The organism is Stenotrophomonas sp. Nf1, from assembly GCF_003028475.1.
Lineage (GTDB): Bacteria > Pseudomonadota > Gammaproteobacteria > Xanthomonadales > Xanthomonadaceae > Stenotrophomonas.
On sequence record NZ_PYTV01000006.1, the window covers coordinates 152215 to 166653 of the forward strand.

Below are 14439 nucleotides of genomic sequence, written 5' to 3' on the forward strand. Positions count from 1 at the left end.
GGCAATGCCACGCATGATCAACGCACGTTCGGCACTTCGTAACCCAGCTTGCCCACCTGCTCGGGGTGCTGCGGCACGCGCTTGAGCTTGTCGGTGTTCACGCCGTACTCGTCGCGCAGGCGTTCGGCCAGCTCCTTGTACAGCGCCTTGTCCATGTCCGGGGTGCGCGAGAAGATCCAGGCCATCTCACGGCCCGGGTAGCCGATCAGCGCCCAGGAATAATCCGGCGCGACTTCCAGCACCCGCGAATGGGTCGGCACGACGCGGTAGAACCAGGTGCGCCAGCCGTGGTTGCCGCTGTCCGGATCGACGCTGGCGCGGGCGCGCACTTCCTGCAGCGGTTCGCCGAAGCCATCGCGGTAGCGGTAGGTGATGCCGACCTTGTGGCTGTCGCGCAGTTCGTATTCGTTGACGCTGGCCACGTGGCCACGTTCGATGAAGTTGGGCACGCGGCCGATCACATACCAGGTGCCCATGAACCGCTTGAGGTCGATCGGCGCATCCAGGGCAGCCGCACCCGGGGTGCTGGTACGGGGCGACGGCGGCTCACTGGCGGCCATGGCGGGTGCCGCCAGGGACAGGGCCAGCAACACGGCGCAGAACGGGCGGATCGAAGTCATGCGGGAGCGGGCTCGGATGGGCTTTGCCCGAGCATGGTCGACTGTGCGTGCGGGATCCGTCAATGGTGTCGCAACCTGTGAGAAGGGACATGCCCAAGCTGTGTTGCATTGTCTACCGGAGAAGGCCCATGACCGCACGTTCCGCTCGTCGCCCTGCAACTGAACGCGTCAGCCAGCGCGTCGACCCACGCCTGCTGCGCAGCGTGCAGCAGGTGACCCTGGCCGGCGTGGCCCTGGTACTGGTGTGGCCGGCCGCGCGTGGCAGCAGCGACTGGCTCGGCTGGCTGCCGATGTGGCTGGTGGGCATGCCGCTGGTGGCGTGGTGGGCGCTGTTGCGCTTTCCATTGCCGCGCACGGGGTGGCTGCGGCTGGCGCGGCGTACCGGTGGACAGGCGCGGCGCCCTGGCCGTGGCGCGGCCCGTGGCCGCCGTGGCTCGACGGCCACGGCCTGACCTTCGACACAGGGGATGCGGCGACGTTCCGTGCTAGCGTTCCACGGCTTATGACTGCCTGGAGCTGCAATGTCACGACTCGCTTCCGCCTGCCTGCTGGCCGGCATGATGACCGCTGCCTCGGTGGGAACCGCCGTGGCCGCTGAAGACACCGATCGCTACGCCTGGCTGGAGGACGTCACCGGCGACAAGCCGCTGTCCTGGGTCAAGGAGCAGAACGCCAAGTCCGAGGCGCGCCTGGCGCAGACCCCGGCCTTCAAGCAGATGGAGACCAGCATCCGCGAGGTGCTCGACTCCGACGCCAAGATTCCCGGCGTGCAGAAGATCGGCGACTACTACTACAACTTCTGGAAGGACCAGCAGCACGAGCGCGGCCTGTGGCGCCGCACCACGCTGGCCGAGTACCGCAAGGCCTCGCCGCAGTGGGAAACCGTGCTCGACCTGGACGCGCTGAACAAGGCTGAGGGTGAGAACTGGGTCTGGCACGGTGCCGACTGCCTGCGCCCGGACTACAGCCGCTGCCTGATCGCGCTGTCGCGCGGTGGTGCCGATGCCGACGTCACCCGCGAGTTCGATCTGGCCAACAAGACCTGGATCAAGGATGGCTTCTTCCGTCCGGAGTCGAAGGGTGGCCTGAACTGGATCGATCGCGACACGGTGTTCGTCTATACCGACTTCGGTGCCGGCTCGATGACCACCTCCGGCTACCCGCGCGTGGCCAAGCTGTGGAAGCGCGGCACGCCGATGGCCTCGGCCAGCGTGGTCTATGAAGGCAAGCCGGAAGACATGTACATCGCGGCGATGCACGATGACACCCCGGGCTTCGAGCGCAACCTGGTCAGCCGTACCCTGGCCTTCTACAACAACGAGCTCTACCTGCGCGGCGACGATGGCACGCTGACCAAGATCGACGCGCCGAACTCGGCCGAGAAGGGCCTGCACAAGCAGTGGCTGACCCTGGAACTGCGTGATCCGTGGACCGTCGGCGGCAAGACCTATGCCTCCGGTTCGCTGCTGGCGACCCAGCTGGACGACTTCCTGGCCGGCAAGCGCGAGTTCGAGGTGCTGTTCACCCCGACCGCGACCACCTCGCTGGCCAGCGCCACCTGGACCAGGAGCCACCTGGTGCTGAACGTGCTGGATGACGTCAAGAACCGCCTGTCGGTGCTGACCCCGGGCGCAGATGGCTGGAAGACCAGCCGCTTCGTCGGCGCGCCGGCCTTCGGCACGCTGGGCGTGGCCGCGGTGGACAGCAATGACAGCGACGCGGTGTGGCTGACCGCCACCGACTACCTGACCCCGACCACGCTGGCCCTGGCCGAGATCGGCCAGGCGCCGGAAACGCTGAAGACCATGCCGGCCTTCTTCGACGCCAAGGGCAAGGTGATCGAGCAGCACTTCGCCACCAGCAAGGACGGCACCCGCGTGCCCTACTTCGTGGTGCACGACAAGGCGATGAAGCTCGACGGTTCCAACCCGACCCTGCTGTACGGCTACGGTGGCTTCGAGATCTCGCTGACCCCGAGCTATTCCGGTGGCATGGGCCGGGCCTGGCTGGACAAGGGCGGCGTGTACGTGGTCGCCAACATCCGTGGCGGTGGCGAGTATGGCCCGCGCTGGCACCAGGCGGCGCTGAAGCAGAACCGCCACAAGGCCTATGAAGACATGGCCGCGGTGGCACGCGATCTGGTCAAGCGCAAGATCACCACCGCCAAGCACCTGGGCGTGCAGGGCGGCAGCAACGGTGGCCTGCTGACCGGCAACATGCTCACCCAGTACCCGGAACTGTTCGGTGCGGTGGTGGTGCAGGTGCCGCTGCTGGACATGAAGCGCTACAGCCACCTGCTGGCTGGCGCCTCGTGGATGGCCGAGTACGGCAACCCGGACACCAGCGACTGGAACTTCATCAAGACCTTCTCGCCGTACCACCTGTTCGATGCGAAGAAGAACTATCCGCCGGTGCTGTTCACCACCTCCACCCGCGATGACCGCGTGCACCCGGGCCACGCCCGCAAGATGGCGGCGAAGATGATCGACGCCGGCAAGGACGTGACCTACTACGAGAACATCGAAGGCGGTCACGGCGGTGCAGCCAACAACGCGCAGGCCGCACACATGTCGGCACTGGCCTACAGCTTCCTGTGGGAACGCCTCGGCGGCAAATAAGCAGAACGGAAAACGCCGCCCCAGGGCGGCGTTTTTCTTTGGGTTCCACGTATCCATGCATGGCGTGGATCTACCCGTAGAGCCACGCCATGCGTGGATGCCGTTCGCGCCGGCCGGTCAGGCGCCCCAGCGCTTCAACCCACGCGCAATCCGCGCTACCGCCTCCTGCAACCGCGGCACTTCCTGCGTATACGCCAACCGCACGTGCTGGTTCGCACGATGGAAGCCGAAATCCAGGCCCGGGGTGAACGCTACGTGCTCGGTTTCCAGGAAGTGCGCACAGAACGCCTGCGCGTCGTCGGTGAAGGCGCTGACATCGGCGTAAAGATAGAACGCACCCTGCGGTTCCACCTCGATGCGGAATCCCAGCTCGCGCAACGCGGGCAGCAGGAAATCGCGGCGCTGCCGGAACGCTTCGCGGCGCTGCTCGAAGATCGCCATCGCTTCTTCGCTGAAACATGCCAGCGCGGCATGCTGGGCGATGCTCGACGCGCTGATGTACAGGTTCTGCGCCAGTTTCTCCAGGTCGGGCACGGCCGCCGGCGGTGCCACCAGCCAACCCAGCCTCCAGCCGGTCATGCCGAAGTACTTGGAGAAGCTGTTCAGCACGAACGCGCTGTCATCCACCTGCAGCACGCTGGGCGCATCCAGGCCATAGGTCAGGCCGTGATAGATCTCGTCCACCACCAGGTGGCCGCCGCGCGCGTGCAGCGTCTTCGACAAGGCCGCCAGTTCGTCGGCCGACAGCACGGTGCCGGTGGGATTGGCCGGTGATGCCACCAGCGCGCCGACGCTGTCGGCATTCCAGTGCTGTTGCACCAGTGACGGGGTGAGTTGATAGGCCGTCTCCGGCCCGACCGGCACCAGCTGCGCGCCGCCTTCGACCAGTCGCAGGAAGTGGCGGTTGCAGGGGTAGCCGGGGTCAGCCAGCAGCCAGTGGCGGCCTGGATCGACCAGCAGGCTGCTGGCCAGCAGCAGCGCGCCGGAGCCGCCGGGGGTCACCAGGATGCGTTCGGGGTCGATGTCCAGCCCGTAGTGGCTGCGATAGAAGCCGCTGATGGCCTGGCGCAGGGCCGGCAGCCCGCGTGCGGCGGTGTAGCGGGTATGGCCGGCGGCCAGTGCGGTCTGGCCGGCGCGCACGATGGGATCGGCGGTGGTGAAGTCCGGTTCACCGATTTCCAGGTGGATCACATCGTGGCCGGCCTGTTCCAGCGCCTGTGCGCGGGCCAGCAGCGACATCACGTGGAACGGGGCGATTTCATGGCTGCGCCGGCTGTAGCCCGGCGTGTGGGGCAGGGTACTCATGCGTCCATGGTACGCCGCAGGCCGCACGCCGGGGTCGGATCCCTTTTGCCCGCAAAAGGGCTCCGACCCCGGCGGCAGCCGCACCATGACGATCCGCAGGGTTGCCGCATCGCCGCGATTGGGGTCAGATCCCTTTTCGGGAAAAGGGATCTGACCCCGTCGAAGACCATTGCATTGATGCGCCTGGAGCCTTATTTCATGAAATCCACCCTCTGCCTGTTGCTTGCGAGCCTGATGACCACGACCGCTACCGCCGCCACGCCGCCCGTTCCGCCGGATGCCGCCAAGCACCCGCATGTGGTCAAGGCGCCGTTCGGTGCGACCCGTAACGACGACTACTACTGGCTGCGCGACGACAAGCGCGAGAACACGGACATGCTGGCCTACCTGCAGGCCGAGAATGCCTACGCCGACCAGCTGCTGGCGCCGCTCAAGCCGCTGGAGGACGCGCTGTACAAGGAGATCGTCGGCCGCATCAAGCAGGACGATTCCAGCGTGCCGGCACGTGAGCGTGGCTACTGGTACTACAGCCGCTACGAGACCGGCCAGGACTACCCGATCCATGCGCGCCGCAAGGGCAGCATGGACGCGGCCGAAGAGATCCTGCTGGACGTCAACGCGATGGCCGCCGGCAAGGGCTATTTCAGCGTCGGCTCGATGGAAGTGAGCCAGGACAACCAGCTGCTGGCCTGGGCCGATGATGACGTCGGCCGCCGCCAGTACACGATCCGCTTCAAGGACCTGCGCAGCGGCCAGGTGCTGCCCGATGTGATCACCGGCAGTTCCGGCGACCTGGTCTGGGCCGACGACAACCGCACCGTGCTGTACGTGGAAAACGACCCGGAAACGCTGCTGACCGTGCGGGTGAAGAAGCACGTGCTGGGCACCCCGGCCAGCGCTGACACCGTCGTCTACGAAGAGAAGGACGACAGCTTCTACATGGGCATCGGCCGCACCCGCGACGATCGCTTCATCACCATCGGCGTGCACAGCACGGTGTCTTCGGAAGAGCGCTATGCGCCGGCCAGCGACCCGACCACGTTCACCGTGCTGGCGCCGCGCCAGCGCGATGTAGAGTACGACGCCGACCACTACGATGGCCGCTGGGTGATCCGTACCAACGACGGTGCGAAGAACTTCAAGCTGGTCACCGCACCGACCGACGCGACCTCGCGCGCGCAATGGAAGGACTGGATCGCGCACGACAATGCAGTGTTCATCGAAGGCTTCGAGCTGTTCGACAGCTACACCGCCATCGCCGAACGTTCCGAAGGCCTGGAGCGCGTGCGCCTGCTGTTCAAGGACGGCCGCAGCGACTACGTGAAGGCCGATGAGCCGGCCTACTCGATGGGCCTGGGCGACAACACCGAGGCCGATACGCCGTGGCTGCGCTACGTCTATACCTCGATGACCACCCCGACCACGGTGTTCGAACTGAATACCGCCACCGGTGAGCGTCGCCAGTTGAAGGTGCAGCCGGTGATCGGCTACGACGCCAGCAAGTACGAAACCGACCGCGTCTGGATCACCGCGCGCGATGGCGTGAAGGTGCCGGTCTCGCTGGTCTACCGCAAGGGCTACCAGAAGGATGGCAAGGGCGCGCTGTTCCAGTACGCCTACGGCAGCTACGGCATGTCGATGGACCCGTACTTCAACCAGACCGCGGTGAGTCTGCTCGACCGCGGCGTGGTGTATGCCATCGCGCATATCCGCGGCGGCCAGGAAATGGGCCGTGACTGGTACGAGAACGGCAAGCTGCTGCACAAGCAGAACACCTTCAACGACTTCATCGACGTCACCCGTGGGCTGGTGGCGCAGGGTTGGGCGGCGAAGGACCGCGTTGCCGCTTCCGGCGGCAGCGCCGGCGGCCTGCTGATGGGCGCGGTGGCCAACCAGGCGCCGCAGGATTACCGGGTGATGGTGGCGCAGGTGCCGTTCGTCGACGTGGTCACCACCATGCTCGACCCGACCATTCCGCTGACCACCAACGAGTACGACGAGTGGGGCAACCCGGAACAGAAGCCGTACTACGACTACATGCTGTCCTACTCGCCCTACGACAACGTAAAGAAGCAGGCCTACCCGGCACTGTTCGTGGGTACCGGCCTGTGGGATTCGCAGGTGCAGTACTGGGAGCCGGCCAAGTGGGTGGCCAAGCTGCGTGACGACAACACCGGCCATTACCCGATCCTGTTCCGCACCAACATGGAAGCCGGCCACGGCGGCAAGTCCGGGCGCTTCCAGCGCTACCGCGAGTTGTCCGAGTCGTATGCGTTCGTGCTGCAGCAGCTGGGCATCGCCCAGCCGTGATGGCGACAGGGTGCCGGACACTGCCTGGCACCCTGAACCGGTATCCTTGCGCACATGAGCCCACCTGATCCCGTCACCCGCGATGCCGCCACGCCGCCGCGCGTGGTGCGTTTCCGCTGGGCCTGGTGGCTGCTGGCCTACGTCAGCCTGGGCACCGGCATCGTCGGCATCTTCGTGCCGGGCCTGCCCACCACCGTATTCATCCTGATCTCGGCCTGGGCCGCCTCGCGTGGTTCCGAACGACTGCACAACTGGTTGCTGCAGCATCCGCGCTTCGGCCCGGCCATCGCCAACTGGCAGGCGCATGGCGCGGTCAGCCGCTACGGCAAGTGGATGGCCACGATCACCATGGCCGTGTGTGCCGGCATCATGCTGTGGTGCGTGCCGATTGCCTGGGTGAAGTGGTTCTCCATCAGCAGCATGACGGTGGTGGCGATCTGGTTGTGGACCCGGCCGTTGCCGCCGCCGGAAGGCTGAACATGGCCTGCCGTGGGCGGCCCGTGGCGGGTGGTCAGGGGGGTAGAGTCGACTGTTGGTCGACTGCTCCTGCAGCGGCCGTGAAAATCCCGCGCTGCGCGCGATAGTCGACTGACAGTCGACTCTACCAACCGCTCAGCCACCAATGGCTATACTCGGGGCATGAAGATCCCCCATCGAAATGTCCTCCTGATTCCGCTGGCAGCGGCCTCGCTGCTGTTCCTTGCCGCCTGCGGCAACAAGGGCCCGCTGGTACTGCCGCAGAAGCCGGTGCCGGTGGAAGAGGCCGTTGAACCGGCGGCCGAGCCCGCCACCGAGGCGACCCCGGCGCAGACCGAAGGCACCGGCACCCCGGCTACGACTGCAGAGCCGGCACCGCAACCGACGCCGACGCCGGCGAAGAAGGCGGGCGGCGGGAATGAGTAAGAGCGGTTCCACGGCGCTGCGCTTCAGCAAGATGCACGGCGCCGGCAACGATTTCGTGGTGATCGACCTGCGCGACGGCACCCCGCCGCCGACGCCGGAACTGGCCGCGCGCCTGGCCGACCGCCATACCGGCGTGGGCTGCGACCAGATCCTGACCATTGAAGCGCCGCGCGCAGAGGGCTCGGTCGCCTCCTATCGCATCTGGAATGCCGATGGCTCCAATTCCGAACAGTGCGGCAACGGCGCGCGCTGCATCGCCGCCTGGCTGGTGCGCGAAGGCAGTGCACAGGGCGATGCCTTCGTTATCGACAGCCCGCTGGCCAGCCATGAAGTGAAGGTGCTGGGCGGGGGGCAGTTCGCGGTGACCATGGGCGTGCCCGCGTTCGAGCCGGCCAATGTGCCGTTGATGGGCTTTGCTCATGCGCGCGAGGAATACCTGCTGCCGTTGCAGGGCGAGAGCGTGCGCTTCGCCGCGGTGTCGATGGGCAACCCGCATGCGGTGATCGAGGTGGGCCTGATCGACGCTGCACCGGTCGAGCGCGTCGGAGCGCTGCTGCAGCAGCATGCGTCGTTCCCGCGCTCGGTGAATGTGGGCTTCGCCCAGGTGATGGGCCCGGAACATGCGCGCCTGCGCGTGTTCGAGCGCGGTGTCGGCGAAACCCTGGCCTGCGGCAGTGGCGCCTGCGCCGCTGCGGTGACCCTGATGCAGCGCGGCCGTTTGCAGCGCGATGCACGCATCAGCCTGCCCGGTGGCGACCTGCGCATCCAGTGGCCGGGCGATGGCCTGCCGGTGGTGATGGCCGGCCCGACCGCATTCGTCTTCGAAGGGGAGTGGATCGCATGACCGAAACCGTCGACAAGCTCGGTGCCCACGAAGTCGCTGCCTGGTTGCGGCGTCATCCGGGGTTCCTCAAGCAGTTCCCGGACCTGGCATTGACCCTGGTGGTGCCACGCGATGACGGCCCGACCGCGTCGCTGGCCAGCTACCAGCTGGAAGTGCTGCGCGAGAAGAACCGCGAGCTGGCACGACGGTTGGCCGACCTGGGCGCGACCGCCCAGGTCAACGAACGGCTGGCGGTGCGCACGCATCAGCTGACCCTGGCGTTGATGAAGCAGGACAATGCCGCCGACACCCTGCGCGCGATGGCGGCTTCATTGCAGGAAGACTTCGCCGGCGACCTGGTGCGGTTGGTGGTACACGCGCCGGTGGCCGGGCTGGAACAGGCCGACTGGCTGCAGGTGATTGCCGCCGATGATCCGCAGCTGACGCCGTTCCGCGATTGCCTGAAGGACGGCGAGCCGATCTGCGGCCGCCTGCAGGCGGAAAAGAACACGGTGCTGTACGGCGTGCGCAGCGAGGAAGTGCAGACCACCGCACTGCTGCCGCTGCCTGGCGTCGGACTGATCGCGGTCGGCAGCCATGACCCGAACCGCTTCTATCCGGGCATGGGCACCTTGTTCCTGCGCATGATGGGCGACGCCCTGGCCACTGGCCTGAAGCGCTTCGCGGGCTGAGCAGGACCCGACGGCGATGAGCGCGGTACAGGCCTTCCTGCAGCACCTGCAGGTGGAACGGCGGATGTCGGCACATACGCTCGACGCCTACCGCCGCGACCTGGAGGCACTGTCGGTGTGGGCCGAGCCACGTGGCGTGGCGGTGGAGGCGCTGGATGCCGACGCGTTGCGCCAGTTCGTGGCCGATGAGCACCGGCGCGGTCTGTCGGCCAAGAGCCTGCAACGCCGCTTGTCGGCCTGCCGCAGCTTCTACGCGTGGCTGCTGAAGCATGGCCACATCGAAGTGAGTCCGGCCGCGACGCTGAAGGCGCCGCGCGCACCGCGCCGTTTGCCGCAGGTGCTCGATGCCGACGAAGCCGTGCAGCTGGTCGAGCTGGAACCGGAAGGTGAACTCGGCCGCCGTGACCGCGCGCTGCTGGAACTGTTCTATTCCTCGGGCCTGCGCCTGAGCGAAGTCTGCGCGCTGACCTGGCGCGACCTGGATTTCGCCAGCGGCCTGGTCAACGTGATGGGCAAGGGCAACCGGCAGCGCCGGGTGCCGTTCGGGCGGCCGGCGCGCGAGGCGCTGCAGGCGTGGCGTGCGGAAAGTGGCGGTGGCCCGGCCTCGCCGGTGTTCCCCGGGCGCAACGGGCCGATCAGCCAGCGCGCGGTGCAGATCCGCATCCGCCAGCTGGCGCAGCGCCAGGGCCTGTTCAAGCACGTGCACCCGCACATGCTGCGGCACAGTTTTGCCAGCCATATCCTGGAATCGTCCGGTGACCTGCGTGGCGTGCAGGAGCTGCTCGGCCACGCCGACATCGCCACCACCCAGATCTACACCCATCTCGATTTCCAGCACCTGGCCAAGGTCTACGACGCCGCGCACCCGCGCGCCAAGCGCCGCAAAAGCAACGAGGGCAGCGGAGAAAGCTGAACGTTGCCCCTGCGGCAGCCGGTCGCGGGTGGCTTGAAGGGCGCAGGGCAGTCCCCACCTCTGGTTCTGTCACCCCGGAGGCATCATGGACCCCAGTCAGAACCCCAACGTTTTCCACGCCACCACCATCGTCTGCGTCCGTCGCGGCGAGCACGTGGCCATTGCCGGCGACGGCCAGGTCACGCTGGGCCACACCGTGATGAAGGGCAATGCGCGCAAGGTGCGCCGCCTTGGCCGTGACGGCCAGGTGCTGGCTGGCTTTGCCGGCGCCGCCGCCGATGCCTTCACCCTGTTCGAGCTGTTCGAGGCCAAGCTGGAAAAGCACGGCCAGCTGCAGCGTGCCGCGGTCGAACTGGCCAAGGATTGGCGCACCGAGCGCCGCCTGGGCAAGCTCGAAGCCCTGTTGGCAGTGGCCGACAAGGAAACCTCGCTGATCATCAGCGGCACCGGCGATGTGATCGAACCGGAGGACGGCATCATCGCCATCGGTTCCGGTGGTTCGTATGCCCTGTCGGCCGCCCGCGCGCTGATGGCGCATACCGAACTGGATGCACGCACCATTGCCAGCGAAGCGATCGGCATTGCTGGGGACATCTGCATCTACACCAACCGCAACGTGGTGGTCGAAGAGCTCTGAGGGTGGTGCCGGCCGCTGGCCGGCAACCTCGTGAGCCCCCGCACCCGTGCCTGGTTGCCGGCCAGCGGCCGGCACTACCGACAACGCATCCGTGAGCACATCCATGTCGAAGATCGAAGTTTCCTCCGCCACCATGACCCCGCGCGAGATCGTGCAGGAACTGGACCGGCACATCGTCGGCCAGCACGACGCCAAGCGCGCGGTGGCCATCGCCCTGCGCAACCGCTGGCGCCGCATGCAGCTGCCGGCCGAACTGCGCAACGAAGTGATGCCGAAGAACATCCTGATGATCGGTCCGACCGGCGTCGGCAAGACCGAGATCGCGCGCCGCCTGGCCACGCTGGCCAACGCGCCGTTCGTGAAGGTCGAAGCGACCCGCTTCACCGAAGTGGGCTATGTCGGCAAGGACGTCGAGCAGATCATCCGTGATCTGGCCGATACCGCGGTCAAGCTGTACCGCGAGCAGGCCAAGGTGCGCGTGCGTACCCAGGCCGAAGAACGCGCCGAAGACCGCATCCTCGATGCGCTGTTGCCGCGTCGTAGTGGTGGCATCGGTTTCGATCCGGAAGTGGCGCGCAGCGAGCCGTCGGCGCAGGACAACGAGACCCGCATCAAGTTCCGCAAGATGCTGCGCAACGGCGAGCTGGACGAGCGCGAGATCGAGCTCGACCTGGCCGCGAACGTGAGCATGGACATCATGACCCCGCCGGGCATGGAGGAAATGGGCCAGCAGCTGAAGTCGATGTTCGCCAACCTCGGTGGCGGTGCCAAGGCGCACAAGCGCACGCTGACCATCAAGGCCGCACGCCCGCTGCTGGTGGAAGAAGAGGCCGGCAAGCTGGTCAACGAGGACGACATCCGCACTGCGGCGATCGAAGCCTGCGAGCAGCACGGCATCGTGTTCATCGATGAGATCGACAAGGTGGCCAAGCGCGGCGATAACGTGGGCGGCGGCGATGTCTCGCGCGAAGGCGTGCAGCGCGACCTGCTGCCGCTGGTGGAAGGTTCCAACGTGTCGACCAAGTACGGCACGATCAAGACCGACCACATCCTGTTCATCGCCTCCGGTGCGTTCCACCTGGCCAAGCCCAGCGACCTGATTCCGGAACTGCAGGGTCGTTTCCCGATCCGGGTGGAGCTGGGCGCGTTGAGCAAGGGCGACTTCGTGCGCATCCTGACCGAACCGAAGGCCGCGCTGACCAAGCAGTACGAAGCGCTGCTGGCCACCGAAGGCGTCAAGGTCAGCTTCACCGCCGATGCCATCGAGCGCCTGGCCGAGATCGCCTTCCAGGTGAACGAGCGCCAGGAAAACATCGGCGCGCGCCGCCTGCACACCGTGCTGGAGCGCCTGCTGGATTCGCTCAGCTACGAGGCGCCGGACCGCGATGGTGAAACCCTGGCGATCGACAGCGCCTACGTCGATGCGCACCTGGGTGAGCTGGTGCAGGACCCGGACCTGAGCCGCTACATCCTGTAATGCAGAAGGCCGCCGAAAGGCGGCCTTTTTGTTTGAGGGGTCGGATCCCTCGCCCTGGCGAGGGCTCTGCCCCCTGTGCCCTCACGCTTCCGGCAGTGGCTCGGGCACCGTGCCCGGCACGAACACGCCGTCCTTCACGTAGGCGGCCAGGGTCATGTCCAGCGCGAGCATGCCGTCGCGCTTGAGGTCCATCAGGTCCGGCTCGACCATCGCGCCGTGCAGCACGCCGAGGATCGTCGCGTGCAGCATGCGCGCAGCGATCTTCGGGTCGGCACCGTCGCGCAGCTGGCCCAGATCACCCGCACGGCGCAGGGCGCGCTCCATCCGTTCCAGCGCATCGCGGAAGCCGGCCTGCTGCAGTTCGGTCAGCACCTTGGTATCGGCCGAGGCATCGCTGCGCAGCATGATCTCCATGGTCTTGCGCAGGCGCTCATCTTCGGACAGCTCGATGAACGAGTGGATCATCACCGCGCGCAGGTCATGCACCGGGGTGTCGCGCTGGTCGCTGGAGGTGCGCTCCAGTTCCTGCATGAAGGGCAGGTGCACGCGCTCGACGATCGCGGCCAGCACCTCGCCCTTGTTCTTGAAGTGCCAGTAGACCGCGCCACGGGTATAGCCGGCGCGGGCACCGATCATCTCCAGCGTGGTACGGGCCACGCCGTGTTCATGGAAGCAGGCTTCGGCGGCGTCAAGGATGCCTTCCCGGGTTGCCTGGGTGTCCTCTTTGGTCTTGCGGGCCATGGGTGGGTACGAGTGCGGGTGAAACGTGGCTGAATTGTACCGGTTTACAAACAAACACGCATGTATGTATATTTCCGTCCCATCATTCCCGCCGTGTGCGTGGCAGGCCGTTGCCGGCTGCTGCTCCCCGCCGGTGAGCGTTGCCTGCTGGCGCTTTCGGCCTGTATCAGCGCGTTTTGAGATTCCTTCCCCTGAGAGCCTTTCCGTCATGTTGCTGAGCCGAATCCGACCCATCGCGCTGTCGCTGGCCATCGCCGCGGCCGTGGCTGCCTGCGGCGGCCAACCCCAGGCCCCCGAGCAGGGCCCGGGCGACGTCACCGTGGTCACGCTGAAGTCCGAGACCGTGGGCCTGACCCGCGAACTGCCGGGCCGTACCAACGCCTTCCTGGTCGCCGAAGTGCGCCCGCAGGTCAACGGCATCGTCGCCAAGCGCCTGTTCACCGAAGGCGGCATGGTCAAGGCCGGCGAGCCGCTGTACCAGATCGAGGACGCCAGCTACCGTGCCCAGGCCAACAGCGCCCGTGCCCAGCTGGCCCGCGCCGAAGCCACCGCCAACGCCGCCCGCCTGAGCGCCAAGCGCATCACCGAGCTGGCCAAGGTCGATGCGGTCAGCCAGCAGGATCTGGAAAACGCCGTGGCTGCGCAGAAGCAGGCCGAGGCCGACGTCGGCGCCGCCAAGGCCTCGCTGGATGCGGCCAACGTCACCCTTGGCTATGCCCGCATCACCGCCCCGATCAGCGGCCGCATCGGCAAGTCCAGCGTCACCCAGGGTGCGCTGGTCAGCGCCGGCCAGGCCACGGCACTGGCCACCGTGCAGCAGCTGGACCCGATCTATGTCGACCTGACCCAGTCCTCGGCCGAGCTGCTGCAGCTGCGCCGTGAACTGGCCGCCGGTCGCCTGCAGGACAACCAGACGCTGCCGGTCAGCATCCTGATGGAAGACGGCAGCACCTTCGAGCACAAGGGCTCGCTGGAGTTCTCCGAAGTCAGCGTCGATCCGGCCACCGGCAGCTTCGCGCTGCGCGTGAAGGTGGACAATCCGGACGGCCTGCTGATGCCGGGCATGTACGTGCGTGCAGTAATCGGCGGCGGCGTGCGCAGCGATGCGGTGCTGGTACCGATGCAGGGCATCGCGCGCGATCCGAAGGGCGACACCACCGCGATGGTGGTCGGCAAGGACAACAAGGTCGAAGTGCGCCCGGTCAAGGTCAGCCGCACGGTCGGCGACAAGTGGCTGGTCGAGGACGGCCTGAAGGCCGGCGACAAGGTCATCGTCGAAGGCCTGCAGAAGATCGGCCCCGGCATGCCGGTCAAGGCCACCGAGAAGGGCGCAGCACCGGCCAAGCCGGCTGCCGCCGCCCAGCCTGCGGCCCCGGCCGGCGACGCGAAGTAAGCGGAGA

At 67.0% G+C, this 14439-nt stretch carries 14 protein-coding genes; 11 read left to right on the forward strand and 3 right to left on the reverse strand.

Annotated elements, in window-relative coordinates:
- Window positions 1–17: 17 nt before the first annotated feature.
- On the reverse strand, window positions 18–620 hold the full coding sequence (locus tag C9412_RS12750; protein ID WP_107231956.1) for a lipocalin family protein: 603 nt from the start codon (window positions 618–620) through the stop codon (window positions 18–20).
- Between the two features lie 128 nt (window positions 621–748).
- Between C9412_RS12750 and C9412_RS12755 the strand changes: the two genes are divergently transcribed.
- Both C9412_RS12755 and C9412_RS12760 read left to right on the forward strand, forming a co-directional pair.
- On the forward strand, window positions 749–1072 hold the full coding sequence (locus C9412_RS12755) for a hypothetical protein (RefSeq protein ID WP_107231957.1): 324 nt from the start codon (window positions 749–751) through the stop codon (window positions 1070–1072).
- A gap of 69 nt (window positions 1073–1141) precedes the next feature.
- Entirely contained in the window at window positions 1142–3238 is a 2097-nt protein-coding gene (locus tag C9412_RS12760) for a prolyl oligopeptidase family serine peptidase (protein ID WP_107231958.1), read from the forward strand.
- A gap of 117 nt (window positions 3239–3355) precedes the next feature.
- Here the strand turns inward: C9412_RS12760 and C9412_RS12765 are convergent, their stop codons facing one another.
- Window positions 3356–4543: a pyridoxal phosphate-dependent aminotransferase gene (locus C9412_RS12765; RefSeq protein WP_107231959.1), complete on the reverse strand. Its 1188-nt coding sequence runs from the start codon at window positions 4541–4543 to the stop codon at window positions 3356–3358.
- Between the two features lie 198 nt (window positions 4544–4741).
- Here C9412_RS12765 and C9412_RS12770 point away from each other — a divergent pair, with 198 nt between their 5' ends.
- The 8 genes from C9412_RS12770 to hslU all read left to right on the forward strand — a co-directional run bounded on the left by C9412_RS12770 (window position 4742) and on the right by hslU (window position 12298).
- On the forward strand, window positions 4742–6853 hold the full coding sequence (locus tag C9412_RS12770) for a S9 family peptidase (protein ID WP_107231960.1): 2112 nt from the start codon (window positions 4742–4744) through the stop codon (window positions 6851–6853).
- A gap of 54 nt (window positions 6854–6907) precedes the next feature.
- Window positions 6908–7330 (forward strand): YbaN family protein, encoded by a 423-nt coding sequence (locus C9412_RS12775; protein WP_107231961.1) that lies wholly within the window; start codon window positions 6908–6910, stop codon window positions 7328–7330.
- A 162-nt stretch (window positions 7331–7492) separates the two neighbouring features.
- On the forward strand, window positions 7493–7756 hold the full coding sequence (locus C9412_RS12780; protein ID WP_107231962.1) for a lipoprotein: 264 nt from the start codon (window positions 7493–7495) through the stop codon (window positions 7754–7756).
- Window positions 7749–8600, forward strand: coding sequence for a diaminopimelate epimerase (gene dapF / locus C9412_RS12785; protein WP_107231963.1), 852 nt, complete (start codon window positions 7749–7751; stop codon window positions 8598–8600). The genes C9412_RS12780 and dapF overlap by 8 nt, the downstream gene beginning before the upstream one ends.
- On the forward strand, window positions 8597–9271 hold the full coding sequence (locus C9412_RS12790) for a DUF484 family protein (protein WP_107231964.1): 675 nt from the start codon (window positions 8597–8599) through the stop codon (window positions 9269–9271). Before dapF ends, C9412_RS12790 begins: the two co-directional genes overlap by 4 nt.
- Before the next feature lie 16 nt (window positions 9272–9287).
- Window positions 9288–10184, forward strand: a complete 897-nt coding sequence (gene xerC, locus C9412_RS12795; RefSeq protein ID WP_107231965.1) for a tyrosine recombinase XerC — start codon at window positions 9288–9290, stop codon at window positions 10182–10184.
- Between the two features lie 85 nt (window positions 10185–10269).
- Window positions 10270–10821: an ATP-dependent protease subunit HslV gene (hslV, locus tag C9412_RS12800; RefSeq protein ID WP_005411093.1), complete on the forward strand. Its 552-nt coding sequence runs from the start codon at window positions 10270–10272 to the stop codon at window positions 10819–10821.
- Window positions 10822–10924: 103 nt separating this feature from the next.
- Window positions 10925–12298: an ATP-dependent protease ATPase subunit HslU gene (gene hslU / locus C9412_RS12805; protein ID WP_107231966.1), complete on the forward strand. Its 1374-nt coding sequence runs from the start codon at window positions 10925–10927 to the stop codon at window positions 12296–12298.
- 81 nt (window positions 12299–12379) lie between these two features.
- Here the strand turns inward: hslU and smeT are convergent, their stop codons facing one another.
- Window positions 12380–13039 (reverse strand): efflux transporter SmeDEF transcriptional repressor SmeT, encoded by a 660-nt coding sequence (gene smeT / locus C9412_RS12810; protein WP_107231967.1) that lies wholly within the window; start codon window positions 13037–13039, stop codon window positions 12380–12382.
- A gap of 208 nt (window positions 13040–13247) precedes the next feature.
- Here smeT and smeD point away from each other — a divergent pair, with 208 nt between their 5' ends.
- A complete protein-coding gene (gene smeD / locus C9412_RS12815; protein WP_107231968.1) occupies window positions 13248–14432 on the forward strand; it encodes a multidrug efflux RND transporter periplasmic adaptor subunit SmeD in 1185 nt (394 codons plus the stop codon).
- The last annotated feature ends 7 nt before the right edge of the window (window positions 14433–14439 follow it).

Bases quoted from the DNA above. Each gene is read 5' to 3' on its own strand.
- C9412_RS12750 (WP_107231956.1), bottom strand. From the start codon at position 620: ATGACTTCGATCCGCCCGTTCTGCGCCGTGTTGCTGGCCCTGTCCCTG.
- C9412_RS12755 (WP_107231957.1), top strand. From the start codon at position 749: ATGACCGCACGTTCCGCTCGTCGCCCTGCAACTGAACGCGTCAGCCAG.
- C9412_RS12760 (WP_107231958.1), top strand. From the start codon at position 1,142: ATGTCACGACTCGCTTCCGCCTGCCTGCTGGCCGGCATGATGACCGCT.
- C9412_RS12765 (WP_107231959.1), bottom strand. From the start codon at position 4,543: ATGAGTACCCTGCCCCACACGCCGGGCTACAGCCGGCGCAGCCATGAA.
- C9412_RS12770 (WP_107231960.1), top strand. From the start codon at position 4,742: ATGAAATCCACCCTCTGCCTGTTGCTTGCGAGCCTGATGACCACGACC.
- C9412_RS12775 (WP_107231961.1), top strand. From the start codon at position 6,908: ATGAGCCCACCTGATCCCGTCACCCGCGATGCCGCCACGCCGCCGCGC.
- C9412_RS12780 (WP_107231962.1), top strand. From the start codon at position 7,493: ATGAAGATCCCCCATCGAAATGTCCTCCTGATTCCGCTGGCAGCGGCC.
- dapF (WP_107231963.1), top strand. From the start codon at position 7,749: ATGAGTAAGAGCGGTTCCACGGCGCTGCGCTTCAGCAAGATGCACGGC.
- C9412_RS12790 (WP_107231964.1), top strand. From the start codon at position 8,597: ATGACCGAAACCGTCGACAAGCTCGGTGCCCACGAAGTCGCTGCCTGG.
- xerC (WP_107231965.1), top strand. From the start codon at position 9,288: ATGAGCGCGGTACAGGCCTTCCTGCAGCACCTGCAGGTGGAACGGCGG.
- hslV (WP_005411093.1), top strand. From the start codon at position 10,270: ATGGACCCCAGTCAGAACCCCAACGTTTTCCACGCCACCACCATCGTC.
- hslU (WP_107231966.1), top strand. From the start codon at position 10,925: ATGTCGAAGATCGAAGTTTCCTCCGCCACCATGACCCCGCGCGAGATC.
- smeT (WP_107231967.1), bottom strand. From the start codon at position 13,039: ATGGCCCGCAAGACCAAAGAGGACACCCAGGCAACCCGGGAAGGCATC.
- smeD (WP_107231968.1), top strand. From the start codon at position 13,248: ATGTTGCTGAGCCGAATCCGACCCATCGCGCTGTCGCTGGCCATCGCC.